This window comes from Aminobacter sp. AP02 (assembly GCF_003148805.1).
Classification (GTDB): Bacteria; Pseudomonadota; Alphaproteobacteria; order Rhizobiales; family Rhizobiaceae; genus Aminobacter.
In genome coordinates, this window is record NZ_QGGX01000006.1 from 67,273 (window position 1) to 90,016 (window position 22,744).

Genomic DNA, 22,744 nt, shown 5'->3' on the forward strand with positions numbered 1-22,744 from the left:
GTGTGTCTGGACAGGCCGGCTGCCCGCCCCGGAGATCGTCGCAGCGCTCCGGGACAGGCGATGGGCCATGCGAGGCTTGCGCCTCGTCAGGCCGCTTTGACCTCTGCGGTCGCGCGGTCGATCATCTCGTTCTTCATGTCGCGATTGACCGACGAGAAGAACACGATGCGCTCCAGCTCTTCCTGCGGCAGCGTCGAGGCGAGCTTTTCGCGATCGTTGAGCAGGTCAGCGACGCCGTTGATGGTCGAGCTGTAGCCGGACTGGCGGGTCATTGCCGCCCCCACTTCGGGGCTTGCCAGCACGGCATCGAGCAGCTTGTAGGCATTCTCGGCGTTTGGCGCGTTGTTGACGACGTTGAGCGTGTAGCAGAAGCCAAACGTGCCTTCCTTCGGAACCGACAGCTGGATCGGGTGGCCGTCCATGATCAGCTTGGCGGCCGGGCCCGACCACGAATGGCCGAGATAGATGTCCTCGTTGATGAACATCTGCTGCACTTCCGAACCGGCCTCATAGTACTTGCGCACCATGTCCTTGTTCTTGATCAGGAAGTCACGCGCCTCATTGGTCGCCTTCTGGGCAACTTCAGGCTTGCCGGCGTAGCTGACGAAATCGCCGTCATGGCCGAGATACTGCATGACGATGGTCATGAAGTCGCTGACGATGTAGGAGGTCTGGCCCTTGTACTGCGGGTCGAACATGATCTCCCAGCTCGGAGCTTCCTTCACATAATCGACGTTGCGGGCGAGGCCTTCATAGCCGGCGAGAATCGGCAGGCCCCAGAGATTGTCGTCGACGCGCGCCCAAGCGGCGTTCTGGTAAGCCGGGTTGAGGTTCTTCCAGTTCGAGATCTTGCCGGTGTCGAGCGGCTGCAGCAGCTTCGAGCTGATGAACTGCGAATAACGGTGGCCGGCAACGGTGACGATATCGGTCGAGGGATTGGCGCCCTCGGCGGTGAGCAGGTTGTACTGCTTGCCCTGGTCGTCGGTCAGCCGGATGTTGACCTGAATTCCTGAGTCCTTCTGGAACTTGTCGAGGAATTCCTGCGGCAGGAACTTGTCGTAGGTGGTGATGTTCAGCACGCCGTTCGCCGCCCAGCCGGGAGTCGGGCGGATGACGGCGGGCATGGCAAGAGCGGCAGCACCACCACCAAGCATCTTCAGCGCGGTACGGCGGTTCGGCACCAGAATTTTGTTCATTATGTTCCCCATTGGATAATACGAAGCATGCACGCGGAACTGACCGCGCAATAATACTCGCCCTCGCTCAGTCAATGGACTGCGCGACCGACAAGCCGGCGAAAAAGTGTACTCGTAGAGATTTACAGACAGCTATGAACTGGCGCCAAGTCCTCCACTAAGCCAGCCATGAATTCCGACATTCCGTCCGCAAATTCCACTAAACTGGAATTTTTCTGTAAACCGGTCGATTGTCAAGCATTGTTAGAAAAAATCTGTTCGCCCACCAACATCTGCCGGCGCATCGCTGCGCCTGGCTGTGGATGAAGCCGGCTAAGCCTGGGTCGAAACGCTCAATTCCACACGATCCGCGACAAACCGGGTTTCAGCGTACTGAACCGGGACCCCTTCGCCGTCGACATTGGTCGCAACAGCTACAAGCACGATGGCGCCAGCCGAAAGCTTGAGATCGGCCAGGTCTGAGGCATCCGCATGCCGCGCCGAGACCAAGGTGGATCGCCGAAAATAGTCCGAGATTCCAAAATGCTGGAAACTGAGCGTGATCGATCCGGTCTCGGCATAGACCTTCTCGAAACCCGGAAAGCGCTCCGCATCGAACCAGCTCGTCGCGCGCGATACAGGCCGGCCATCGGCCTCGCTCAACGTTTCGAGACGGAGCACTGGCGCTCCCGAAGTGAGGCGCAGCGATTCGGCGACGCGATCGCTCGCCGGCTCAAGCGCATACGCCAGTAGCGAGCTGCGGCGGTCGCGCGTCTGCTCGCGCAGGCCGGTTGAAAATCGCGTACGCGCCGAGATCGGGTAAGACAGCTTCTGCCGGCTCTCGACAAAGGTGCCCCGCCCTTGCTCGGCACGCAGCACGCCCTCTTGCACGAGTGCGGCAATGGCGCTGCGCAACGTGTGGCGATTGACCCCGAAGCGCTCGGAAAGCGCCATTTCCGTCGGCAGCCGGCCGTCGGAACCCAACGTGCCGGCGCCGATCGCCTGTCTGATCTGGTCGGCGATCTGGCGCCACAGCGCCACACCGCTCTTCCGCGTCACCGCTGATCCTCGTTCGCTCAATCCCCTGCCCCTGTCATGCGCCCGTCATGGAGCCTCTCTACAAGCCCATTGTATGTTGTTCGTTTGTATAGAACAATGGACAAATAAAGCGAACGGAGCGGCAATGAAGATGGACCGAAGGCAGGAAAGAGAACTGGAGGCCGCGCGCAAGGTCGCCATGGCAGCATTGGCCACGGCTCCCGGCGACGAGTTGAAACGCCTTTGCGTGGCTGCGGGCATTCCCAACGAAGCCGAGATGCTGCGCGGTCCCGAAACCGGCCTGGTGTCGGTGCGTGGTCGGATCGGCGGCGGCGGTGCACCGTTCAATTTCGGCGAAGCCACGGTGACCCGCGCGACAGTACGTTTGCCCGGCGGTGAGATCGGCCATGCTTATGCGCTCGGCCGCGACAAGGAAAAGGCGAGGCTTTCGGCCATCACTGACGCGCTCTGGCAGAATCCGGAGCGGCGCGCCGACATTGAAGACAAGATCATCGCCCCCCTGCGCGCTGCGCAAGCCGCAGCCGATGAGACCCGTCGCGCCGAGACGGCGGCGACCAAGGTCGACTTCTTCACCATGGTTCGCGGAGAGGACTGATGGACCAGATGGATGTAATTGACGGCGGTTTTTCCGCCCCTGTATTCGACGCGCAGACAGTGTTCCGCGCCGTCATGGACGCGATGGCACGGCCGGGAACGGTTCAACAAATAGCCGAACTGGCACACCCGCCGGCGCCGCTTTCGGCAACAGCTGGTGCGGTGGCAATGACCTTGTGCGACCACGACACGCCGCTGTGGCTCGATGCCGGGCTTCAGGTTTCGGCGGCCAAATCCTGGCTTGGCTTCCACACCGGCGCCCCATTAGCCGCGACGCCAGCCGATGCACATTTCGCCCTCGTCACAAACCCGGCCAACCTGATCTCGCTCGAAAATTTCGCGCAAGGCACTCAGGAATACCCTGACCGCTCGACGACGCTGATCCTGCAGGTCGAGAGCCTGACGGAAGGCACGCAGCTCCGCCTCGAGGGACCCGGCATCGAGACGTCGGCATCCATCGCGCCAACCTCCTTGCCGCGCCATTTCGTCGAGCAGTGGAAGCAGAACGGCGCACGCTTCCCGCGCGGCGTCGACCTGATCCTTGCGGCACCCGATGCGGTTGCCTGCCTGCCCCGCACCACCCGCATCAAGACGACGGAGGCCTGACATGTATGTGGCAGTCAAAGGCGGCGAAGCCGCCATCGCCAATGCCCATCGCCTGCTCGCCGACCGTCGCCGTGGCGACCGTTCGGTGCCGGCTCTGCGCATCGACCAAATCGTCGAGCAGCTGGCACTCGGTGTCGATCGGGTCATGTCGGAAGGTTCGCTCTACGACCGCGAATTGGCGGCCCTCGCCATCATGCAGTCGCGCGGCGATCTGATCGAGGCGATCTTTCTCGTCCGCGCCTATCGTACCACCCTGCCGCGTTTCGGCTACACCAGACCTATCGACACCGCAGCCATGCAGGTCGAGCGCCGCGTTTCGGCGACTTACAAGGACCTGCCCGGCGGTCAGTTGCTCGGCCCGACCTTCGACTACACCCATCGCCTGCTCGACCCCGAACTCGCCGCCGATCCCGAAGTCGTCGAGCCGGAACAGCGCGAAGCCGACGGCCAGCGCATGGCGCGTGTGGCGGAAATCCTCGCCCATGAAGGGCTGATCGAAGCCGACGGCGAACTGCCAGAGGATCATCTCACCGGCGATATCACCCGCGAGCCCTTGGAATTCCCGCTGGCCCGCGACAGCCGCTTGCAGGCACTGTCGCGTGGCGACGAAGGCTTTCTGCTGGCACTCGGCTACTCGACCCAACGCGGCTACGGCCGCAGCCATCCCTTCGTCGGCGAGGTCCGCATCGGCGAGGTCGAGCTTGAACTCGACGTACCGGAACTGCCCTTCCCCGTCACGCTCGGCCGCATCCGCGTCACCGAGTGCCAGATGGTCAACCAGTTCAAGGGCTCGGCGAAGGCGCCGCCACAGTTCACCCGCGGCTACGGGCTGGTCTTCGGCCAGTCCGAGCGCAAGGCGATGGCCATGTCGCTGTGCGACCGCGCACTGCGCGCCGGTGAACTCGGCGAGGATATCACCGCGCCTGCCCAGGACGAGGAATTCGTCATCTCGCACTCCGACAACGTCCAGGCCACCGGCTTCGTCGAGCACCTGAAGCTGCCCCACTATGTCGACTTCCAGGCCGAGCTCGACCTCGTCCGTCGCATGCGCACAGAGCACGACAAGCGAAACCAACCAACAGACACCGACCAGCGGGAGGCGGCAGAATGACCACCGCAGCACCAGAAATCGCAAGCTACAACTTCGCCTATCTCGACGAGCAGACCAAAAGGATGATCCGTAGGGCGATCCTCAAGGGCATCGCCATTCCCGGCTACCAGGTGCCGTTCGCATCACGCGAGATGCCGATGCCCTATGGCTGGGGCACCGGCGGCGTACAAGTGACGGCCGCGATCATCGGCCCCGACGACGTGCTCAAGGTCATCGACCAGGGCGCCGACGACACCACCAACGCCGTGTCGATCCGCGCCTTCTTCCAGAAGGTCGCCGATGTCGCCGTGACGACCGAGACGGCCAAGGCGACGATCATCCAGACCCGCCACCGCATTCCAGAGCATCCGCTGACGGCGGGCCAGACGCTGGTCTATCAGGTGCCGATCCCCGAGCCGCTGCGCTTCCTCGAACCGCGCGAGACCGAGACGCGGAAAATGCACGCGCTTGAGGAATACGGGCTTATGCACGTCAAGCTCTACGAGGACATCGCCCGTCACGGCCGCATTGCCACGACCTATGCCTATCCGGTCAAGGTCGAGGGCCGCTACGTCATGGACCCTTCGCCGACGCCAAAGTTCGACAATCCCAAGATGCACATGTCGCCCGCGCTACAGTTGTTCGGCGCCGGCCGCGAGAAGCGTATCTACGCCGTGCCACCCTTCACCAAAGTGGTCAGCCTCGACTTCGAGGACCATCCCTTCGAGATCCAGACCTTCGACCAGCCCTGCGCGCTGTGCGGGGCGGAGCATGTCTATCTCGACGAGGTCATCCTCGACGATCACGGCGGACACATGTTCGTCTGTTCCGACACCGATCATTGCGAGAAGCGCCAGGAAGACGGCCACCGCGGCCACCTCGCCCCGCAAGCACTGGAGCCAGCCCAATGACCGACGAACCGCTCCTGCGCGTGACTGCGCTTTCCAAATATTACGGCTCGCGCATCGGCTGCGAGGAGATTTCCTTCGACCTTTGGCCGGGCGAAGTGTTGGCCATCGTCGGCGAGTCCGGATCGGGCAAGACGACCCTGCTCAATTGCCTGGCAACCCGCCTGCTGCCAACCTCGGGTACCGCCAGCTACCGCATGCGTGACGGCCAGTGGCGCGACCTCTACCGCATGAGCGAGGCCGAGCGCCGCTTCCTGATGCGCACCGACTGGGGCTTCGTCCACCAGAATCCGGCCGACGGACTGCGCATGACGGTGTCGGCGGGCGCCAATGTCGGCGAGCGGCTGATGGCCGTCGGCGATCGCCACTACGGCAACATCCGCTCGACCGCCGTCGACTGGCTGGGTCGTGTCGAGATCGACGAGGAGCGCATCGACGATGAGCCGCGCGCCTTCTCCGGCGGCATGCGCCAGCGCCTGCAGATCGCGCGCAATCTGGTGACCGGCCCTCGACTCGTATTCATGGACGAGCCGACCGGCGGCCTGGATGTCTCGGTGCAAGCACGCCTGCTCGACCTCTTGCGCGGGCTGGTCACTGATCTCGGCCTCGCCGCCATCGTCGTCACCCACGACCTAGCAGTCGCTCGACTCCTGTCGCAGCGCATGATGGTGATGAAGGACGGCCACGTCGTCGAAGCCGGTCTCACCGACCGCGTGCTCGACGATCCGCGCGCGCCTTACACCCAGCTCCTCGTCTCCTCCATTCTGCAGGTGTAACCATGGCCACGCCACTTATCGTATCCGAGGTCGCCAAGGCCTTCATAATGCACCTGCGCGGGGGCATCCGCCTGCCGGTGGTCGCAAACGTGTCGTTTTCGGTCAGGGCAGGCGAATGCGCCGTGCTTGGCGGCCCCTCAGGTGCCGGCAAAAGCTCGATCCTGAAGATGGTCTACGGCAACTACGGTGTCGACCAGGGCCAGATCATCGTTGAGCATCATGGCGCACTCGTCGACCTCGCGACCGCCAACCCGCGCACGGTGCTGTCGGTTCGCCGCGACACCATTGGCTATGTCAGCCAGTTCCTGCGCACCGTACCGCGTGTTTCCGCACTCGACGTCGTTGCCGAACCCCTGGTGGCGCGCGGCACCGACCGCAGGCAAGCTCAGAAGCGCGCCGCCGAACTGCTCGGACGCCTCAACCTGCCGGAAAGGCTGTGGTCGCTGCCGCCCGCAACCTTCTCCGGAGGTGAACAGCAGCGCGTCAACATCGCGCGTGGCTTCATCACCGATCACCCGGTGCTTCTGCTCGATGAGCCTACCGCCTCGCTCGACGCCACCAACCGCGAAGTGGTCATCGCCCTCATCGACGAAAAGAAGCTCGCTGGCACCGCATTGCTCGGCATCTTCCATGACGCCGACGTGCGCGAGGCGGTCGCCGACCGCATCGTCGACGTTACCGAATTCGCCGCAGGACGGGCGGCCGCATGAGCCGCAAACTCTCCGAGCAGCCCTGGATCCACCCGACAGCCGAGGTGACGCAGTCGAAGCTGGGGCGTTGGACCGAAGTCTCCGAGCGTACCCGCATCAACGAGAGTTCCCTCGGCGACTATTCCTACGTCATGCAGGATTGCAGCCTGTGGTGCACCACGGTCGGCAAGTTCTCGAACATCGCGGCCGCCGTGCGCTGCAACGCGACCAACCATCCTACCTGGCGGCCGACACTGCATCACTTCACCTACCGTGCCTCCGACTACTGGGACGATGCCGAGCACGAGACCGACTTCTTCGAGTGGCGCCGCTCCAACGCGGTGGCCGTCGGCCACGACACCTGGCTTGGCCACGGCTCGACGGTGCTGCCGGGTGTGACCATTGGCGACGGTGCGGCTATCGGCTCAGGTGCGGTGGTGACCAAGGACGTCGCGCCCTACGCCATCGTCGCCGGCGTGCCGGCCAAGCCCCTGCGCGAGCGCTTCGACCGCAAGACGGCTGAACGTTTCCAGGCGCTGGCATGGTGGGACTGGGACCATGCCAGGCTCCGCATCGCGCTTGACGACTTCCGCAACCTTTCGGCGGAGGAATTTCTGGAAAAGCACGGCGGCTGAAGCCGCCTTACCGTGCCAGGAAAAACTGGATCGCCACCATGTTGACCAGGTCGACGAAAAACGCCGAGACCAGCGGCAGGATGATGAAGGCGTTCGGTGACGGGCCATAGTGTTTGGTCACCGCCGTCATCGAAGCGATCGCCGTCGGCGTTGCACCCAGCGAAAGACCGGTGAAACCCGCGCTCAGCACCGCCGCCTGATAATCCCTACCGAGCAGCGGAAAAAGCACGATCAGGATGAAGGCGACGGCGAGAAGAGCCTGCATGGCAACGACGACCAGCAGGGGACCGGCGACCCCGGCAAGCGTCCAGAGCTGCATGCTCATCAGCGACATGGCAAGGAACGCCGACAGCGAATATTCGGAGATCAGCGACATTGCCGGCGTGCGGGCCGGCCATGGCAGCCGCGGAAAGACATATGGGACCGTGTTGGACAAGACGACGCCCATGATCAGGCAAGGCACAAACAGCGGCAGCTTCACGCCCATTGCCGTGACCGGTCCATGCACCAGATAGCCGAGCACCACTGCGACGTTGACCAGCAAGATCGCCTGCATGAAGCTCGACTTGTCGATCGGAGCGGCATCCGCCTTTGCTGCGTTTTCCGCACTGTCAGGCGCCGCGGCATCAGGGGTAAGCTTGCCGCGTTCGATGAGGAATTTGGCCACTGGCCCGCCCAGGACGCTGGCGACGATGAGGCCGAGCGTCGCCGCCGCCGTGCCGACTTCCACGGCTCCGGGAAAGCCATGTTCGGCGGCAATCGCCGGCGCCCATGCGATCGTGGTTCCGTGCCCACCGACAAAGGCGATCGATCCCATGATGACCCCCGCTGCGGAGGGGAGGCCAAACAGCCAGGCACCAAGGGTTCCGACACCATTTTGCAGGAAAACGAAAATCACGGTCAGCACGCATAGCACCGCCAGCGCCCGTCCCCCGACCAGAAGGTCGGAAAGCCGCGCATTGACGCCGACCGTGGCAAAAAAGATGACCAGCAACCTGTCACGCGTGGTCATCTCGAAGACGATCTCCATCCCCGAAAACTTATGGAACGCCCAAATGGCCGCGGCGGCAAGAAATCCGCCCGTCACCGGTTCAGGGATGTTGTAATCACGAAGGAATGCGACACGTCGCGTCAGGATCACGCCGATGAAATAGACGACGATTCCGAGGGTAAGTGTCAGGAAATCAGGCGAAATGAACGTATTGGCTGCCGTCGTCATCCGAGCTTCTTGTGGTCGCGAAAACTGGAATCTCGGATCGGCGGACCCCAGCCTATCCAGACTCAACCTTGCCTAGAAAATCGAGCAGGGCAATCGCTATTCGGCTACGGTCGTTTGCGGAAACACAAACGCCCGCAACCGGATCCCCTAGGGGACGATTGCGGGCGCAAGAAAATGCAGTTCGAGGTTGATCAGGCTTCCTGGATCGCCGACAGCTGCCAGTCGCCGCCATTCTGGCGCACGAAGGTCCACAGTTCGGTGGTCTCGGTGGGCTCGTTTGCGTCGCCGTCCACCACTTCGCCCGTCGTGCGGTTACGGGTCACGTCGATCGACGAATAGTTCATCGCCGCCGTGGCGTAGTCGCGGTCTCCCTCGTTCCAGCTTTCGGCAATGTCGGCCTGCAGAAGCTGGACGTTGGTCACGTCGTTGCGGACGCCGTTCTGGGCGTTGTCGGCCAGCTCTTCCGAAAGGTACGAAACCATCTCCGGCGTCACCAGGCGACGCAGGGCCTTGTGATCCTCGCGGCCGAAGGCTTCCTGCACCTCGGTCAGCAGGCGCTGGAAGGTGTCGAGGTCCTCGCCCGACACGGTGATGTCCTTGCTGGCCGGCTGCTGCGGCGCGGCATCTGCGCGGCTGCCGCCGATGCTCGGAATGCTGAACGAACGGCTGCCGCCATTGGCCTTGCCGGCCTGGTCAGACGGTGCGGCGTCGCGATAGTTGAAGTTGCCACCGCCCGAGCTGATGTTGCCGCCGCCGGCACCCGCGCCGGCCATCGCCGGACCGGAGGCCTGACGCGAACGGAAGAAGCGCAAGGCAAGCCAGATCGCGCCACCGATCAAAAGCAGCTGCATCAGCATGCCGAACATGCCGGCAAGACCGCCGAAACCCTGGCCCATCATCATCCCGAGCAAGCCGCCCATCAGCAGGCCGCCGATCATTGCGCCGCCGAAGCCGCCCATGAAGCCGGGGCGCTGCTGAGCGGCCGCGCCCGGCCGCGCGGCGTTGGTGGCGGCCGGGTTGGCCGCCTGACCGGTATTCGGAGTCATCGAGCGCTCCATCGGCGCGGCCGGCTGCGGCGCGGTGCGGGTCGGCGGTGCCGACTGGAAGGTGCGCGCTCCCCTGCTGCCGAAGCTTCCGCCGCGCCGTGCATCGGCTTGGTCGACGGCGACCATGGAGAATGCAAGGAACAACCCTGCGAAAAGCGTGGCAAATCGGGTCGTTCGGGACATTTTCATAGGCGGTTCCTCAAAGTGACGTCCGCCCTCATATAATGACTAACAAGTGTAGTGTCAGTGCTTGCGACTCTTTTTTCGCGACACTGCGACATCTCATCAATTCAGCCATCTCGGCGTTTGCAGGAATTGCCGATAAACTGGCGACGACGAACAGCTCCCCGACGGACCGCCGGGAGGAGATGCGGATGATATATGGCGTGGTTCTCGGCGCCGCCTTCATCGGCGGGACGATCCTCCTGACGATAGCGTCGTACCTGGCCATGCGCTTCATCACAGGCGGCGACCCTGAAGGCAGGGACCGTGAACTGGCATCTTCCATCGTCGTTCGCATTGCGGCGTTGCACGGATTGATCCTCGCACTGGTGTTCGCCCAGGAAATGGTCGAGTATCAGCAGCTCAAATACGAAAGCGCCACCGAGGCGGATGCCATTGCGGACGTCTTTTATGACGCGGAGCGCTACGGCATCGAGCAGGGCCTCCCCATCCAGCAGGCGCTTGCTGAATATCTGCGCGTGGTCATCAACCAGGAATGGGCGGAGCTAGGTTCCACCGGCGAGCTGTCGCAGACCGCGTGGGACCAGTGGGACGTCGCCTATCGCGGAGTGCTCGATCTCGTTCCCGCAACCGGGCGCCAGGCAAGCCTGCGCGATCACATGCTCAGGCAAATGCAGGCGATCGCCGAAGTTCGAGTCAAGCGCGACAATCATGGCCCCGATAGCATCAACGTGATGTTCTGGTTCGCCGCATTGTCGGGCGTGATCCTTGTCGCATTCGGCTACTACCCCTACGCCCCCGAGCGTCGAACTGTCATGCTGCTGTCGGTCGTCGGGGCCTATACCGGCATCATCTTGTTTTTGATCTACGCGTTCTCCAATCCCTACAGCCAGCCGGGCACGCTCAATCCAAGCGCTTACCTGCGGCTGCAAAAAGAGATCGCCTCGCCACCGGAGGCAAGCTGAACGGGGAAATTCGCATTCTGGCGTAACAAACGGCCAATTGCGGCCGGCGGAAATGTGCATCGTAACAAAACTGACATGGTCCCGACATTTCAGCTTCATGTCCCGGGTCTAGGCCGATGCCTGAAAAGGGCGGAAAGCCCTGACAGGACAGGGAAGCCACGATGCTCGAAATCCGCAACGTCACGCGCCGCTTCGGCAAGAGCGTAGCCGTCAACGGTGTCAATCTTCAGATCCAGCAAGGCCAGATGGTCGGCATCATCGGCCGCTCCGGTGCCGGCAAGTCGACCCTGCTGAAAACCATCAATCGCCTGATCGACCCGAGCCAGGGCTCGATCGTCTTCGACGGAACCGAAGTGTCGTCGTTGCGCGGCACGCAGTTGCGCCGCTGGCAGCGCGACTGCGCCATGATCTTCCAGCAGTTCAACCTGGTACCGCGCCTCGACGTTCTCACCAACGTCCTCCTTGGCCGTCTCAACCACCGCTCGACCGCGCTCAACCTGCTGTCGATCTTTTCCCGCGAAGAACGCATTCGGGCCATTGCGGCGCTCGAACGCCTCGACATCGCCCGCACGGCACTCCAGGCAGCTGGAACCCTTTCGGGTGGCCAGCAGCAGCGCGTCGCCATTGCTCGGGCGTTGATGCAGGAGCCGAAGCTGATCCTCGCCGACGAGCCGATCGCCTCGCTCGATCCGCTGAACGCCAAGGTGGTGATGGATGCGCTGCGCGACATCAACCTGCGCGAAGGCATCACCGTCATCACCAATTTGCACACCCTCGACACGGCGCGGACCTATTGCAACCGCATCATCGGCATGTCCGCCGGCTCGGTCGTCTTCGACGGCGCGCCTGAAGACCTCAACCGCGACGCCGTGCGCTTGGTCTACGGTGCCGACAGCGATGGCGCTGAGATCTCGGAAGCTATTACCTCCACCAGCATCCGCCCGCCAAGGGCGAAGCCTACGATTTCAGCGGCACCTCTCGAGCCCGCATACGCTTCGCTCTAAACGCCGTCCGCGTTCGCCTCGCCCGCGTCAAGGGCCCGCAATCAGCAACTGCAATGACCCAGCGAGGTGCTGGGCCAACCTGGAGACTTGTCATGTTCAAGAAAGCACTTCTGAGCGCCGTTTCGCTCGCCGTCCTGGCGATCGGTTCGGCTCATGCAGCTGACCTCAAGGAATTCCGCATTGGCCTGATCGGCGGCGAAAACGAAGCCGACCGCCTCCGCAATTTCCAGTGCATGGCCGATCAGCTTCCCGCCGTTCTCGGCGTCGAGAAGGTATCGCTGTTCCCGGCAGCCGACTATGACGGCACCATCCAGGGTCTGCTCGGCGGCACGCTCGATTACGCAGAACTCGGCGCGTCCGGCTACGCCAAGATCTACCTGCAGAACAAGGATGCGGTCGAGCCTATCCTCACCACCGTGCAGACCGATGGCGCCACCGGCTACTATTCGATCATGGTCGCCAAGAAGGATTCGGGCATCACCAAGCTCGAAGACCTCAAGGGCAAGAAGCTCGGCTTCGCCGATCCCGACTCGACCTCCGGCTACCTGATCCCCGTCACCTCGCTGCCCAAGTCGCTGGGCGGCACCGCGGTGAAGGACTACTTCGCCGAGACCGGTTTCGGCGGCGGCCATGAAAACCTCGTGCTTGAAGTCCTCAAGGGCACCTTCGACGCCGGCACGACCTTCGGCTCGGGCGTCGGCGAGTTCAAGGACGGCTACACCTCGGGCAACCTCAAGAAGATGGTCGACAAGGGCATCCTCGACATGGACGACCTGGTCGAAATCTGGAAGTCGCCGCTGATCCCGAACGGCCCGATCGTCGTCCGCACCTCGCTCGACGCCGACATCAAGTCCAAGTTCAAGGACTACATGATGAAGCTGCCGCAGACCGATCCGGCCTGCTTCTCGGCCATCCAGGGCGGCGACTTCACGGGCTTCACCGAAGTCACCCCGGAATTCTACCAGCCTGTCATCGACGCCCGCAAGGCACAGATCGGCAGCTAAGCCTCGGGCAACATCGACGCGCCGCGAACCCCATCGCGGCGCGTCTTTCTTAGAGCGCTGCGCGTCCGAATGGATGCACAAAGGACGCTCCAGCTCATTGAACCTGCGCATCGCGCTTTCGAGAATCGACTCCGATTTTTGAGCCGACGCGATCCGGGACCGAACGGAAAATTCATGACTATGCTCTCGGAAGCCGGCCTGACTGTCGAGCGCCACTGGCGCGAACTCGCCGGCCGCCGCCGCCTGCACACCATAGGCGGCCTGATCCTGTTGTTTGTCGCCTTGTCGGGGTCGCTCTGGTTCGCCAATGAAATCAATGCCGGCAAGTTCTTCGACCGCCTGCCGCATTTCTTCGACTTCACCGACCAGCTGATGCCGCGCGATCCCTATGAGATCGGCCGCGCGCTCTTCGACCTGCCCTCGCCCTATGCCGACGGCAGCCTGAAATTCGACTACCCCGAGGGCCGTGTCCACCTGTTTGGTGCCTTCTACATGCCCGAATATGTCTACAAGATGCTGGAAACGATCAACATTGCGCTGGTCTCCACGATCATCGGATTCGCCTTCGGCTTCGTGCTTTGCTTCCTTGCCGCGTCCAATCTGGTAACGCAGCGCTGGCTGCGCTTTTTCGTGCGCCGCTTCCTCGAAATCCTGCGCGCCTTCCCTGAAATCGTCATCGCCGGCTTCTTCCTAGCCATCCTGTCGATGGGTCCTATTCCGGCGATCATCGCGGTGTCGCTGCACACCATCGGCGCTCTCGGCAAGTTGTTCTTCGAGGTCGTCGAGAATGCCGACATGAAGGCCGACGAGGGCCTGCGCGCTGTCGGCGGCAACTGGCCCGAGCGTGTCTGGTTCGGCATCGTGCCGCAGGTCATGCCCAACTTCCTGAGCTATGCGCTGCTGCGGCTCGAAATCAATGTCCGCGCCTCGACCATCATCGGCGCGGTTGGCGGCGGCGGCATAGGCGAAGCCCTGCGGCTGTCCATCAGCCGCAACCACGAAGCCAAGACGCTGGCCATCATCCTGTTGTTGTTTTGCACCATCGTTGCCGTCGACCAGCTGTCGGCCTGGCTGCGCAAGAAACTGGTCGGCGAGCAGGCATTTGCCTTCGGCCGCGGGGACTAAGACATGACCACGCTTTCCCTCACCGATATTCAGGCGATCTCGGAGCGCCATCCCGACGTTTTCGCAAGCTCATGGCGCAAACGCCTGACCGGATGGGCCGTGGGCGCGGGCTTTGTCGCCTATCTCGCCTTCGCCTGGTGGTTCTTCGCTGTCGGCGCCGTGATGGCCGGGGGCAACTGGGGCATCGCAGGAACATATCTCGCCGACTGGGTGAGCTATGAGATACGCCCGCAAGTCGCTTTCAAGGATGGACATCTCGAGGTCAGCTATCCGCGCTTTTCATCCTACCGCCCCGACCGCCACCCCGACTGGCTCGACATCACGCAGCCGGCCGGTGCGACGATCGCCGGCAACAAGGCACCGGCCGACCGCGTCGTCGCCTATATCGGCGGCACCACACAAATCGACATCGCTGCCCAGCGCGTCGTTGTCAGCCACGGCGGCCAGACCCTCGACGTGACCATCGTGCCGCGCCAGAGCATCTCGGTCGCCGGTGCGCTGCCCATCTGGGCAACGCAAAAGGCCCCGGGCGAAAAGATCCTTGCCGATTTCGGTTTTGCCGGCGGCCTCCAGATCGACGAGGAAGACGTCAAGATCCGCCACCGCTTCTTCGGCTGGGAGAACTTCTTCTTCGACGCCAACTCGCCTTTCTGGGGCATGTCGACAAGCGAGGTCGTCTCGCTGATGACGTCCGACCAACGCCTCGACCCCAAAATGTCGAACGCCGCACTTGCGTGGGACAATATCGTCAACAACTCGGAGTGGCAGCATGGCGATGTCTGGCTGAAGCTCATGCAGACCATCGTCATGGCCTTCGTCGGAACGCTGTTTGCCAGTGTGCTCGCCTTTCCGCTCGCCTTCCTGGCGGCGCGCAACATCACCCAGAACCGTCTCGTCAACCAGGTCACCAAGCGCTTCTTCGACTTCCTGCGCTCGGTCGACATGCTGATCTGGGCGCTGTTTTTCACCCGCGCCTTCGGCCCCGGCCCCATCGCGGGCATATCGGCGATTTTCTTCACCGACACCGGCACATTCGGCAAGCTTTACTCGGAAGCCCTGGAAAACATCGACGACAAGCAACGCGAGGGCATGCGCTCGGTTGGCGCCTCGCCAGCGTCCGTCCAGCGCTACGGTGTGGTGCCGCAGGTACTGCCGGTGCTGATCAGCCAATCGCTCTATTTCTGGGAATCGAACACACGGTCGGCCACCATCATCGGCGCAGTCGGCGCCGGCGGCATCGGCCTCAAGCTATGGGAAGCGATGCGCACCAACTCCGACTGGGAGAACGTCGCCTACATGGTGCTGCTCATCCTGATCGTGGTGTTCGTCTTCGACAATATCTCCACCGCATTGCGCCAGCGCCTGATCGGTGGGAAGGCCAGCCACTGAACATCTGTGGCCGGCCATTGCAAATCTTGAGAAGTCGGCCACTACTTCGTCAAACTGTCACGCAAATCGTTTATCGGGCAATCGCCTCGGGGAATTCGCGCCATGCGCTACGCCATTTATTTCACGCCCGACCATGACGACCACCTCTGTCGCATCGCTACTGGCTGGCTCGGGCGCGACGCGTTTGGCGGTGCCGTGACCCGCGCCAGAGCTTTCGGGGACCTGTCGGCGGCGGAAGTCGCGTTTCATACGGCATCGGCGCGTCGCTACGGCTTTCACGCCACGCTCAAGGCGCCGTTCCGCCTCGCCGACGGCACTTCCGAGACGTTGTTGATCGATGCCGTTGCCGCTTTTGCCAACGACGCAGCGCCGTTCGAAATCCCGCGCCTGAAGCTCGCCCAGATCGACGGTTTCTTCGCACTCGTTCCCGCCGCCCCTCTGCCGACGCTCGACCGCTTCGCCGGCGATGTGGTCAAAGCCTTCGAGCCGTTCCGTGCACCGTTGAGCGACGCCGAGATCGCCAGACGCAACCCCGAGGCCCTGTCGCCGCAGGAACACGCCAACCTCAGCCGCTGGGGCTATCCCTACGTCTTCGACACCTTCCGTTTCCACATGACGCTGACCGGCCGCGTGGCAGCCGAGGAAGCACCGCGCGTGCGCGCCGCGATCGAGGAATGCCTGGGCAATGTGCTCGACAAGCCGGTGCCGGTTGACGGCCTCGCGCTATTCGTCGAGCCCACCACCGGTGCGCCATTCGAGGTGCGCGCCTATCGAGCGCTGGGCAATCAAGCTGAAAGAAAGACCGCCTGAGATGACCGATCTTGTTTTGAAAAACGCCCGCATCGTTCTGGCCGATACCGTAATCGATGGTTCGATCGTGGTGCGCGACGGTAAGATCGCCGAAATCTCGACCGGCTCAAGCTCTGTCGGCGAAGACATGGGCGGCGACTTCGTCATTCCTGGCCTGGTCGAACTCCACACCGACCACCTCGAAGGTCACTATGCGCCGCGCCCGCGCGTGCGCTGGAACCCGATCGCCGCCGTACTTGCGCATGACGCACAGGTCGCGACCGCCGGAATCACCACCGTGTTCGACGCGCTGCGCGTCGGCATGGACGAGGACGCGGAAATGGGCGCCGACGACATGCGCAAGCTGGCCGACGCCATCGAAGACAGCGTACGCGCGGACCGCGTCCGTGCCGATCACTTCATCCACCTGCGTTGTGAAGTCTCAGCCGGTGATTGCCAGCAAGGCTTCGCCTTCTTCGACGGCGACGAGCGCGTCAAGCTCGCCTCGCTCATGGACCACGCGCCGGGCCAGCGCCAGTTCGTCGACCTCGAGACCTATGCCTACTACTACCAGCGCAAGCTCAAGCTGAACGACGTCGAGTTCCGGGTCTTCTGCGACAAGCGCATGGGCGACTCGGCCCGTAACTCCCGGGCGAACCGCGATGTCATTTCCGCGGCCTGCCATGCGCGTGGCATCGTTTTGGCGAGCCATGACGATGCCACGACAGCCCATGTCGACGAGGCGATCGCCCAAGGCATCCGTGTTGCTGAATTCCCCACCACGCTGGAAGCGGCAAACGCCTCCAAGGGTGCAGGCCTTGGCGTGTTGATGGGCGCGCCCAACGTCATGCGCGGCGCCTCTCATTCGGGCAACGTGTCCGCACGCGCGCTAGCCGAGCATGGCCTGCTCGACATCCTGTCATCGGACTACATCCCCTTCAGCCTGATCCAGTCGGCGTTCTTCCTTGGCGAAGTCGTTGACGGCATTTCGCTGCCGCAGGCTGTCGCCATGGTGTCGAAGAACCCGGCCGATGCCGTCGGCCTGACCGACCGTGGCGTTATCGAAGCCGGACGCCGTGCCGACCTGGTGCGCGTGCGGGTCGACGAGCATGTACCCGTCGTTCGCACCGTCTGGCGCGAAGGCAACCGCGTGGCCTGATCGCTCAGGCCTCGACCTTCTCTTCGTCGTTGAGGCCGATGAGGGTCTGTTCCATGTCGGGTTCGTCGCCGGAACAAATGCACAGCATTTCGGCGTCGCCCTCGCCTACCGACAGGTAGGCGTGGCCCATAGTGGAATCGATGTAAACGCTCTCGCCCTGCTTGAGGCGCACCGGCGCATATTGCTCGGTGTGGACCTCGATCTCGCCCTTCAGCACGAACAGGAACTCCTCGCCGGCGTGCTGGGTCAGCGGGCCGAACTGCTCCAGAGTTCGCGCCCGGGCGCCTGCGATGATCGGCACCATGCGCTTTCGCACCAGATCGGTGGCGAGATAATAGTAGTCATAGTTCCGCGTCAGCTGGCGAAGCGTCGTCGTCTTCGTCGTGACCGAACGTCGGGTGCGGGCCGAAGGCTGCTTTGAATCGCCGCTCAACAACTCGGTGACATGGATACCGAGCCCGCCGCAGATCTGCAGCAGCTTGTCGTAGGTCAGCGACATCTGGTCGTTTTCAACCTTCGACAGCGTCGAAACGGCGACACCGGTCAGATGGCTGACATCCTGCAGCGTCCAGCCGTGCTGCCTTCTGAGGTTTCGCAGGCAGTCGCCCAGATTCGGTTGTTCCGACATGGCTATCTCCATCCCCCATGATTCAGTAGCTATTCCAACTCTTTCCGCATCGCAAGATTCGTCAATAATTTTCCTATGCGCTAATTATTGACTGCATTCGAAAATGATTTTACCAATGACCATGCATTCCAGTTCCCGCACCCAAAATGTCATTGTCATTGGTGGAGGCATTGCCGGCCTCTCGCTTGCAGCCACCGTCCAGCAATGGGCTCAGGTCACGGTGATCGAACGCGAAACCCAGCTCGGCTATCACGCCAGCGGACGCTCCGCCGCGCTGTTTTCCGAGACCTATGGCAACGCGACCGTGCGCGCGCTTTCGGTGGCGAGCCGGCAGGCCATCATTGACGGCGGCTTTGTCGAGCACGTCAGGGGCGCCCTGCATTTCGGCGGTCCTGATGACACCGACGCCATCGACCATCTGGCCGAGGAACAAAAGGCCCTGGTGCCCAGCGTACGGCGCCTGTCGCCGGACGAAGTGGCGGCCATGGTTCCAGCCATCTCGGCGGATCGGACCTGCGGCGCGGTCTACGAGCCCGGCGCGGTCGACATCGACACCGGCAAGATGGTCCAGGCCCAGGCATCTGCGCTCAAGGCCGCTGGCGGCAGCATCGTCACCGGTGCGGAAGTCCTGGAAATTTCGCGCGTCGCTAACGGCTACAGTGTCGCGACCACGTCAGGCGCCTATCATGCGGACATCGTCGTCAACGCCGCCGGCGCCTGGGTCGACGTCATCGCCGAACGCGCCGGCCTTGTCGGCCTCGGCTTCGCACCCAAGCGGCGCACCGCCTTCCTGTTCGACCCGCCCGCCGGCCTCGACGTTCGCAACTGGCCCCTGGTCGTCGACCTGCACGAGCGTTTCTACTTCAAGCCGGACGCCAGCCGCCTGATCGGCTCGCTCGCCGACGAGACAGACTCGGCTCCTTGCGACGCCTATCCCGAAGACATCGACATTGCCACCGCCGCCTACAACATCGAGGAAGCGACGGGCCTCAATGTTGGCCGTCCCTCGACCCCATGGGCCGGCCTGCGCACCTTTTCGCCCGACCGCACGCCGGTCGCGGGCTTCGATCCGCGCCTGCCCGGCTTCTTCTGGCTCGGCGGCCAGGGTGGCTACGGCTTCCAGGTTTCGCTGACGCTCGCCCGCCTGGGCTCGGCGATGATGCGCGGCGAGCCGATGCCGGATGACCTCGCCGAACTGGGCCTGACCTTTGGCGCGCTGGCGCCTGACCGTTTTCTCGAAGAAGCACGCGCCGAGAACGCCGCGAGCACCTAGACTCAATCCAAAGGAATGTTGGTGCGTGGGAGGAGAACCGCGCGGCAGCATCATCAAGCAAGGGAGCGATTGGAATGACATCATCAGGCGGGATTTTGCGCACAGCGCTTGTAGCCTCGACAATGCTGTTTGGCGGCCAGGCCTACGCCAAGACGCTGATTTACTGCTCGGAGGCCAGCCCCGAGACCTTCAACCCGATGCTGACGGCCGCCGACTCCACCATGGATGCGGCCGCCAAGACGATCTTCAACCGCCTCGTCGAATTCAAGCCGGGAACCACGGAAGTCGGACCTGCGCTCGCAGAGAAATGGGACGTCTCCGAAGACGGCAAGGTCTACACGTTCCATCTCCGCAAGGGCGTCAAGTTCCACTCCAACGAAACGTTCACGCCTTCCCGCGACTTCAACGCCGACGACGTGCTCTACACCTTTGAGCGCCAGCGCGACACCACCAACCCCTATCACAAGCTGGCGAATGCCTCCTACGAGTACTTCTATGGCCTCGGAATGGGCCAGATGATCGAGAAGATCGAGAAGGTCAACGACTACACCGTGCGCTTCACGCTGACGGCGCCGAACGTCACCTTCCTCGCCGGCGTAGCACTCGACTATCTCTCCATCCTCTCGCTCGAGCAGACCGAAAAGATGGTCGCCGCCGGTACGCCCGAACTGATCGACCAGAAGCCGGTCGGCACCGGACCTTTCGTGCTGCAGGCCTATCAGCAGGACGCGCAGATCCGCTACGCCGCCAACAAGGACTACTGGAACGGTGCGCCGAAGATCGACACGCTGATCTTCGCCATCACGCCGGAGCCGGTCGTCCGCGTCACCCGCGTCAAGGCGAATGAATGCCAGGTCGCCGCGCCGCCCCCGGCTGCCGCGCTTGCGGAACTGAAGGATAATCCTGACGTCGACATCCTGAGCCAGCCGGGCCAGAACATCGGCTCCGTCGGCTTCAACACCGAACACAAGCCGCTGGGCGACGTGCGCGTGCGCACTGCACTTGCCAAGGCGATCAACCGCCAGGCGATCGTCGAGGCCGTCTACCAGGGCGCGGGCAGCCTCGCCGGCAGCGTCGTACCGCCGATGCAGCTTGGCGCGGTGGCCGACGCGGCCATCGACTACGACCCCGAAGGCGCCAAGAAGCTGCTTGCGGAAGCGGGCCTGGATGCAGGCACCAACATCAAGCTTTGGGCGATGCCGGTGTCGCGCCCCTACAACCCAAATGCCCGCCGCATGGCCGAGATGATCCAGGCCGACTGGGCAGCCGTCGGTGTCAAGTCGGAGATCGTCACCTTCGAATGGGGTGAATATCTCACCCGCACTGGCAAGGGCGAGCACGACGCCTATCTGCTCGGCGGATCGAGCGACAATGGCGACCCCGACAACATGCTGGCCTTTTCGTTTGCCTGCGACGGCGTGAAGGGTGGTTCGAACCGCTCGCGCTGGTGCAACGAGGATTTCGACAAGTTGCTCGAGGCCGGTCGTCTCACCGCCGATCCGGAGAAACGCGCCGAAATCTACCGCAAGGCCCAGGCCATCCTGAAGGCCGAGGTGCCGGAGGCTCCTATCGCCCACTCCGTCGTCTCGATCCCGGTGCGAAAGAGCGTGCTCAACTATGTGATGGATCCGTTCGGCCGGCAGAATTTCGCCGCCGTCGACATCGCCGAATAGTCCAGCACTTACCAAGGAGCAGACAGTCATGCTCGAAGACCTGAACCGTCTGCTTGAAACCTACCGTGCCGATGGCGCGGTAGGTGCCTCGTTGGCCTTCGCGCTTGGCGATGGTGAAACGGTCGCTGCCACCGCCGGCCTGTCCGACCGAACTCGCGACATTGCCGTTGCTCCTGACCAGCTGTTCAAGATCGGCAGCTGCACCAAGACCTTTGTCGCCGCCGCCGTGATGAAGCTTGCCGAAGAAGGCAAGGTCGATCTCGGCGGCCCGATCTCGGCATGGTTTCCCGACCTGCCCCGCTCGCATGAGGTTTCGGTGCGCCAGCTGATCAACCATCGCGGCGGCTTGCCCGAATTCGAATACGACATTCCCATGGACCCGACCCGGTCCTGGACGCCGACCCAGCTTGTCGACCTCGCCTTCAGCGTCGGCGGTCAGACGGCACCCGGGGGGCCTGCGGTCTACAACAACACCGGCTACGTGCTTGCCGGCATGCTGATCGAGTCCGCTTCAGGTGTTACGCTTGGCGAATATGTCCGCCGCAAGGTACTTGAACCGCTTGGCCTCAATGACACCTGGTCGCCGGCGACCGAGAACTTCCCCGAGGAGCGCATGGTGCGTGGCTATTACCACCGCCCGAAACCCGCGCGCGATGCAGCGACGAGCCTCGCCGAGGGCCGCGAGATGTGGCGCATGGAGGGCGTACTGCCTTACTCCGACGAATTGCAGGATTCCTCGGATTGTTTCCCCTTCGCGGGCGCTTATGGCTGCGGCGACATGGTGTCGACGCCGACCGACATGGTGAACTTCATGCGGGCGCTGTTTTCCGGCCGCCTGTTGCCCGCCCCGCTGTTTCGCGAGATGAGTGAATCCCGCATCGCGGTGAGCTTCCCGGGAACCCGCATGCGTGAAACCGGTGCCGGCCTGTTCATGAGCAGCTATGCCGACCGCATGGCTTTCGGCCATCAGGGCAGCATTCCGGGCTACGTCACCGTCATGCAACATGAGCCGAAGTCGGGCCTGACGATCGCCATGACCAGCAATGCCGGCGCGGGCAACCGCCTCTCGTTCTACGCCAGTGGCCTGCACCCGGTGGTCGACCAGGCGATGCGAATTATCCTGCGGGGATAACGGACATCAGACGCCGAGGCGGGCGGCCATCTGGCGAAGGTCAACGCCAAGTTCGGACGTCACCTCCAGCGCGCGGTCGTCGCGCGCTGGAGCGCCACTTCCAGACCGATGCGCGGCGAGCACCCGGTCTCGCTCTCGGATCAGGGCCTCGATCTCCTGCGAATAGAGACCGAGCACGGCACTCAGCCAGCGATTGACCAGATAGGACGGCCTGGCGAAATGGAGGTCGAAGCGCGGCAACAGCGTTATCGTGGCCTCTGCCTCCAACCAGTCGTCACCGACAACCCACTGGTTGACAGTGAACAGGCGCGTGAGCCGGCCATATGCATCGACACCTACGGCGACGAGATGGTGGATCGGCCCGTTCGCCCCCTCAGGTCGAACGAAGCAATGGAAATGACCGTGCTCGACCTGGCCTTCGGCTGCGGGGTGGCTGTGGTAGTACCACTGCGCACCCATCTCGGGATCGAACACATCGCCGGGAGGGAAATGCTCCCATACGGCGACGGACTTGGCCTCGCGCAGCGTTTCCAGCAGCACGTTGCTGCCAGATTTCGCCAGCACCTGCTCGCAAAACAGCGCCTGGCGCGCCGCTTGTGCCTTTGCCTCGTCCATCTCGGGTC

Annotated in this window: 23 protein-coding genes; 17 read left to right on the top strand and 6 right to left on the bottom strand. The window is 63.1% G+C overall.

The genetic code is table 11. The features are described 5' to 3' along the window. Positions 1–86 precede the first annotated feature (86 nt). Both C8K44_RS09270 and phnF read right to left on the bottom strand, forming a co-directional pair. Positions 87–1,196, bottom strand: a complete 1,110-nt coding sequence (locus tag C8K44_RS09270; protein ID WP_109575495.1) for an extracellular solute-binding protein — start codon at positions 1,194–1,196, stop codon at positions 87–89. Positions 1,197–1,508: 312 nt separating this feature from the next. Beyond that, complete coding sequence (gene phnF / locus C8K44_RS09275) at positions 1,509–2,234, bottom strand: phosphonate metabolism transcriptional regulator PhnF (RefSeq protein ID WP_245417429.1); 726 nt, start codon at positions 2,232–2,234, stop codon at positions 1,509–1,511. Positions 2,235–2,358: 124 nt separating this feature from the next. On the opposite strand from phnF, the gene phnG reads away from it, so the two are divergent. From phnG to C8K44_RS09310, 7 genes are read left to right on the top strand one after another with little or no spacing between them, the layout of a single operon-like run. Beyond that, complete coding sequence (gene phnG, locus C8K44_RS09280) at positions 2,359–2,829, top strand: phosphonate C-P lyase system protein PhnG (RefSeq protein ID WP_109575497.1); 471 nt, start codon at positions 2,359–2,361, stop codon at positions 2,827–2,829. An 8-nt stretch (positions 2,830–2,837) separates the two neighbouring features. Beyond that, positions 2,838–3,434: a phosphonate C-P lyase system protein PhnH gene (gene phnH, locus C8K44_RS09285; protein ID WP_199227066.1), complete on the top strand. Its 597-nt coding sequence runs from the start codon at positions 2,838–2,840 to the stop codon at positions 3,432–3,434. A gap of 1 nt (position 3,435) precedes the next feature. Beyond that, positions 3,436–4,545 carry a carbon-phosphorus lyase complex subunit PhnI gene (locus C8K44_RS09290; RefSeq protein WP_109575499.1) on the top strand — a complete coding sequence of 370 codons (1,110 nt, stop codon included), beginning with the start codon at positions 3,436–3,438 and terminating at the stop codon, positions 4,543–4,545. Further along, complete coding sequence (locus tag C8K44_RS09295; protein WP_109575500.1) at positions 4,542–5,435, top strand: alpha-D-ribose 1-methylphosphonate 5-phosphate C-P-lyase PhnJ; 894 nt, start codon at positions 4,542–4,544, stop codon at positions 5,433–5,435. The genes C8K44_RS09290 and C8K44_RS09295 overlap by 4 nt, the downstream gene beginning before the upstream one ends. After that, positions 5,432–6,208, top strand: a complete 777-nt coding sequence (gene phnK, locus C8K44_RS09300; RefSeq protein WP_109575501.1) for a phosphonate C-P lyase system protein PhnK — start codon at positions 5,432–5,434, stop codon at positions 6,206–6,208. Before C8K44_RS09295 ends, phnK begins: the two co-directional genes overlap by 4 nt. Before the next feature lie 2 nt (positions 6,209–6,210). Continuing rightward, positions 6,211–6,918 (top strand): phosphonate C-P lyase system protein PhnL, encoded by a 708-nt coding sequence (gene phnL / locus C8K44_RS09305; protein WP_109575502.1) that lies wholly within the window; start codon positions 6,211–6,213, stop codon positions 6,916–6,918. Continuing rightward, positions 6,915–7,532, top strand: coding sequence for a DapH/DapD/GlmU-related protein (locus C8K44_RS09310; protein WP_109575503.1), 618 nt, complete (start codon positions 6,915–6,917; stop codon positions 7,530–7,532). The genes phnL and C8K44_RS09310 overlap by 4 nt, the downstream gene beginning before the upstream one ends. A gap of 7 nt (positions 7,533–7,539) precedes the next feature. Here C8K44_RS09310 and gltS read toward each other — a convergent pair whose 3' ends face one another. Further along, positions 7,540–8,751 (bottom strand): sodium/glutamate symporter, encoded by a 1,212-nt coding sequence (gene gltS, locus C8K44_RS09315; protein WP_109575504.1) that lies wholly within the window; start codon positions 8,749–8,751, stop codon positions 7,540–7,542. Between the two features lie 191 nt (positions 8,752–8,942). Then, the gene (locus C8K44_RS09320) at positions 8,943–9,986 is read right to left on the bottom strand and encodes a Tim44 domain-containing protein (RefSeq protein ID WP_109575505.1); all 1,044 of its coding nucleotides are present in this window, start codon (positions 9,984–9,986) and stop codon (positions 8,943–8,945) included. Between the two features lie 179 nt (positions 9,987–10,165). Here C8K44_RS09320 and C8K44_RS09325 point away from each other — a divergent pair, with 179 nt between their 5' ends. From C8K44_RS09325 to C8K44_RS09355, 7 genes are all read left to right on the top strand, one after another. Then, positions 10,166–10,945 carry a hypothetical protein gene (locus C8K44_RS09325; protein WP_245417430.1) on the top strand — a complete coding sequence of 260 codons (780 nt, stop codon included), beginning with the start codon at positions 10,166–10,168 and terminating at the stop codon, positions 10,943–10,945. A 161-nt stretch (positions 10,946–11,106) separates the two neighbouring features. Continuing rightward, entirely contained in the window at positions 11,107–11,949 is an 843-nt protein-coding gene (gene phnC / locus C8K44_RS09330; RefSeq protein ID WP_109575507.1) for a phosphonate ABC transporter ATP-binding protein, read from the top strand. A 92-nt stretch (positions 11,950–12,041) separates the two neighbouring features. Beyond that, positions 12,042–12,953, top strand: coding sequence for a phosphonate ABC transporter substrate-binding protein (gene phnD, locus C8K44_RS09335; protein ID WP_109575508.1), 912 nt, complete (start codon positions 12,042–12,044; stop codon positions 12,951–12,953). A 174-nt stretch (positions 12,954–13,127) separates the two neighbouring features. Continuing rightward, on the top strand, positions 13,128–14,078 hold the full coding sequence (gene phnE, locus C8K44_RS09340; RefSeq protein WP_109575509.1) for a phosphonate ABC transporter, permease protein PhnE: 951 nt from the start codon (positions 13,128–13,130) through the stop codon (positions 14,076–14,078). Positions 14,079–14,081: 3 nt separating this feature from the next. Continuing rightward, positions 14,082–15,467: a phosphonate ABC transporter, permease protein PhnE gene (gene phnE, locus C8K44_RS09345; RefSeq protein WP_109575510.1), complete on the top strand. Its 1,386-nt coding sequence runs from the start codon at positions 14,082–14,084 to the stop codon at positions 15,465–15,467. 102 nt (positions 15,468–15,569) lie between these two features. Further along, positions 15,570–16,277 carry a DUF1045 domain-containing protein gene (locus C8K44_RS09350; RefSeq protein ID WP_109575511.1) on the top strand — a complete coding sequence of 236 codons (708 nt, stop codon included), beginning with the start codon at positions 15,570–15,572 and terminating at the stop codon, positions 16,275–16,277. Between the two features lies 1 nt (position 16,278). Next, on the top strand, positions 16,279–17,415 hold the full coding sequence (locus tag C8K44_RS09355; RefSeq protein ID WP_109575512.1) for an alpha-D-ribose 1-methylphosphonate 5-triphosphate diphosphatase: 1,137 nt from the start codon (positions 16,279–16,281) through the stop codon (positions 17,413–17,415). 4 nt (positions 17,416–17,419) lie between these two features. Here the strand turns inward: C8K44_RS09355 and C8K44_RS09360 are convergent, their stop codons facing one another. Continuing rightward, positions 17,420–18,043 (bottom strand): XRE family transcriptional regulator, encoded by a 624-nt coding sequence (locus C8K44_RS09360; protein ID WP_109575696.1) that lies wholly within the window; start codon positions 18,041–18,043, stop codon positions 17,420–17,422. A gap of 115 nt (positions 18,044–18,158) precedes the next feature. Between C8K44_RS09360 and C8K44_RS09365 the strand changes: the two genes are divergently transcribed. From C8K44_RS09365 to C8K44_RS09375, 3 genes are all read left to right on the top strand, one after another. Continuing rightward, positions 18,159–19,316, top strand: coding sequence for an FAD-binding oxidoreductase (locus C8K44_RS09365; protein ID WP_245417431.1), 1,158 nt, complete (start codon positions 18,159–18,161; stop codon positions 19,314–19,316). A 74-nt stretch (positions 19,317–19,390) separates the two neighbouring features. Next, positions 19,391–20,989, top strand: a complete 1,599-nt coding sequence (locus C8K44_RS09370) for an ABC transporter substrate-binding protein (protein ID WP_199227060.1) — start codon at positions 19,391–19,393, stop codon at positions 20,987–20,989. Between the two features lie 28 nt (positions 20,990–21,017). Beyond that, positions 21,018–22,121: a serine hydrolase domain-containing protein gene (locus tag C8K44_RS09375; RefSeq protein WP_109575514.1), complete on the top strand. Its 1,104-nt coding sequence runs from the start codon at positions 21,018–21,020 to the stop codon at positions 22,119–22,121. Between the two features lie 6 nt (positions 22,122–22,127). Here the strand turns inward: C8K44_RS09375 and C8K44_RS09380 are convergent, their stop codons facing one another. After that, the gene (locus tag C8K44_RS09380) at positions 22,128–22,736 is read right to left on the bottom strand and encodes a hypothetical protein (RefSeq protein ID WP_109575515.1); all 609 of its coding nucleotides are present in this window, start codon (positions 22,734–22,736) and stop codon (positions 22,128–22,130) included. Positions 22,737–22,744: the final 8 nt, after the last annotated feature.

What these genes read in the sequence shown, in the direction of transcription:
- C8K44_RS09270 (WP_109575495.1), bottom strand. Translation starts at nt 1,196, where the DNA reads ATGAACAAAATTCTGGTGCCGAACCGCCGTACCGCGCTGAAGATGCTT.
- phnG (WP_109575497.1), top strand. Translation starts at nt 2,359, where the DNA reads ATGAAGATGGACCGAAGGCAGGAAAGAGAACTGGAGGCCGCGCGCAAG.
- phnH (WP_199227066.1), top strand. Translation starts at nt 2,838, where the DNA reads ATGGATGTAATTGACGGCGGTTTTTCCGCCCCTGTATTCGACGCGCAG.
- C8K44_RS09290 (WP_109575499.1), top strand. Translation starts at nt 3,436, where the DNA reads ATGTATGTGGCAGTCAAAGGCGGCGAAGCCGCCATCGCCAATGCCCAT.
- C8K44_RS09295 (WP_109575500.1), top strand. Translation starts at nt 4,542, where the DNA reads ATGACCACCGCAGCACCAGAAATCGCAAGCTACAACTTCGCCTATCTC.
- phnK (WP_109575501.1), top strand. Translation starts at nt 5,432, where the DNA reads ATGACCGACGAACCGCTCCTGCGCGTGACTGCGCTTTCCAAATATTAC.
- phnL (WP_109575502.1), top strand. Translation starts at nt 6,211, where the DNA reads ATGGCCACGCCACTTATCGTATCCGAGGTCGCCAAGGCCTTCATAATG.
- C8K44_RS09310 (WP_109575503.1), top strand. Translation starts at nt 6,915, where the DNA reads ATGAGCCGCAAACTCTCCGAGCAGCCCTGGATCCACCCGACAGCCGAG.
- gltS (WP_109575504.1), bottom strand. Translation starts at nt 8,751, where the DNA reads ATGACGACGGCAGCCAATACGTTCATTTCGCCTGATTTCCTGACACTT.
- C8K44_RS09320 (WP_109575505.1), bottom strand. Translation starts at nt 9,986, where the DNA reads ATGAAAATGTCCCGAACGACCCGATTTGCCACGCTTTTCGCAGGGTTG.
- C8K44_RS09325 (WP_245417430.1), top strand. Translation starts at nt 10,166, where the DNA reads ATGCGGATGATATATGGCGTGGTTCTCGGCGCCGCCTTCATCGGCGGG.
- phnC (WP_109575507.1), top strand. Translation starts at nt 11,107, where the DNA reads ATGCTCGAAATCCGCAACGTCACGCGCCGCTTCGGCAAGAGCGTAGCC.
- phnD (WP_109575508.1), top strand. Translation starts at nt 12,042, where the DNA reads ATGTTCAAGAAAGCACTTCTGAGCGCCGTTTCGCTCGCCGTCCTGGCG.
- phnE (WP_109575509.1), top strand. Translation starts at nt 13,128, where the DNA reads ATGACTATGCTCTCGGAAGCCGGCCTGACTGTCGAGCGCCACTGGCGC.
- phnE (WP_109575510.1), top strand. Translation starts at nt 14,082, where the DNA reads ATGACCACGCTTTCCCTCACCGATATTCAGGCGATCTCGGAGCGCCAT.
- C8K44_RS09350 (WP_109575511.1), top strand. Translation starts at nt 15,570, where the DNA reads ATGCGCTACGCCATTTATTTCACGCCCGACCATGACGACCACCTCTGT.
- C8K44_RS09355 (WP_109575512.1), top strand. Translation starts at nt 16,279, where the DNA reads ATGACCGATCTTGTTTTGAAAAACGCCCGCATCGTTCTGGCCGATACC.
- C8K44_RS09360 (WP_109575696.1), bottom strand. Translation starts at nt 18,043, where the DNA reads ATGTCGGAACAACCGAATCTGGGCGACTGCCTGCGAAACCTCAGAAGG.
- C8K44_RS09365 (WP_245417431.1), top strand. Translation starts at nt 18,159, where the DNA reads ATGACCATGCATTCCAGTTCCCGCACCCAAAATGTCATTGTCATTGGT.
- C8K44_RS09370 (WP_199227060.1), top strand. Translation starts at nt 19,391, where the DNA reads ATGACATCATCAGGCGGGATTTTGCGCACAGCGCTTGTAGCCTCGACA.
- C8K44_RS09375 (WP_109575514.1), top strand. Translation starts at nt 21,018, where the DNA reads ATGCTCGAAGACCTGAACCGTCTGCTTGAAACCTACCGTGCCGATGGC.
- C8K44_RS09380 (WP_109575515.1), bottom strand. Translation starts at nt 22,736, where the DNA reads ATGGACGAGGCAAAGGCACAAGCGGCGCGCCAGGCGCTGTTTTGCGAG.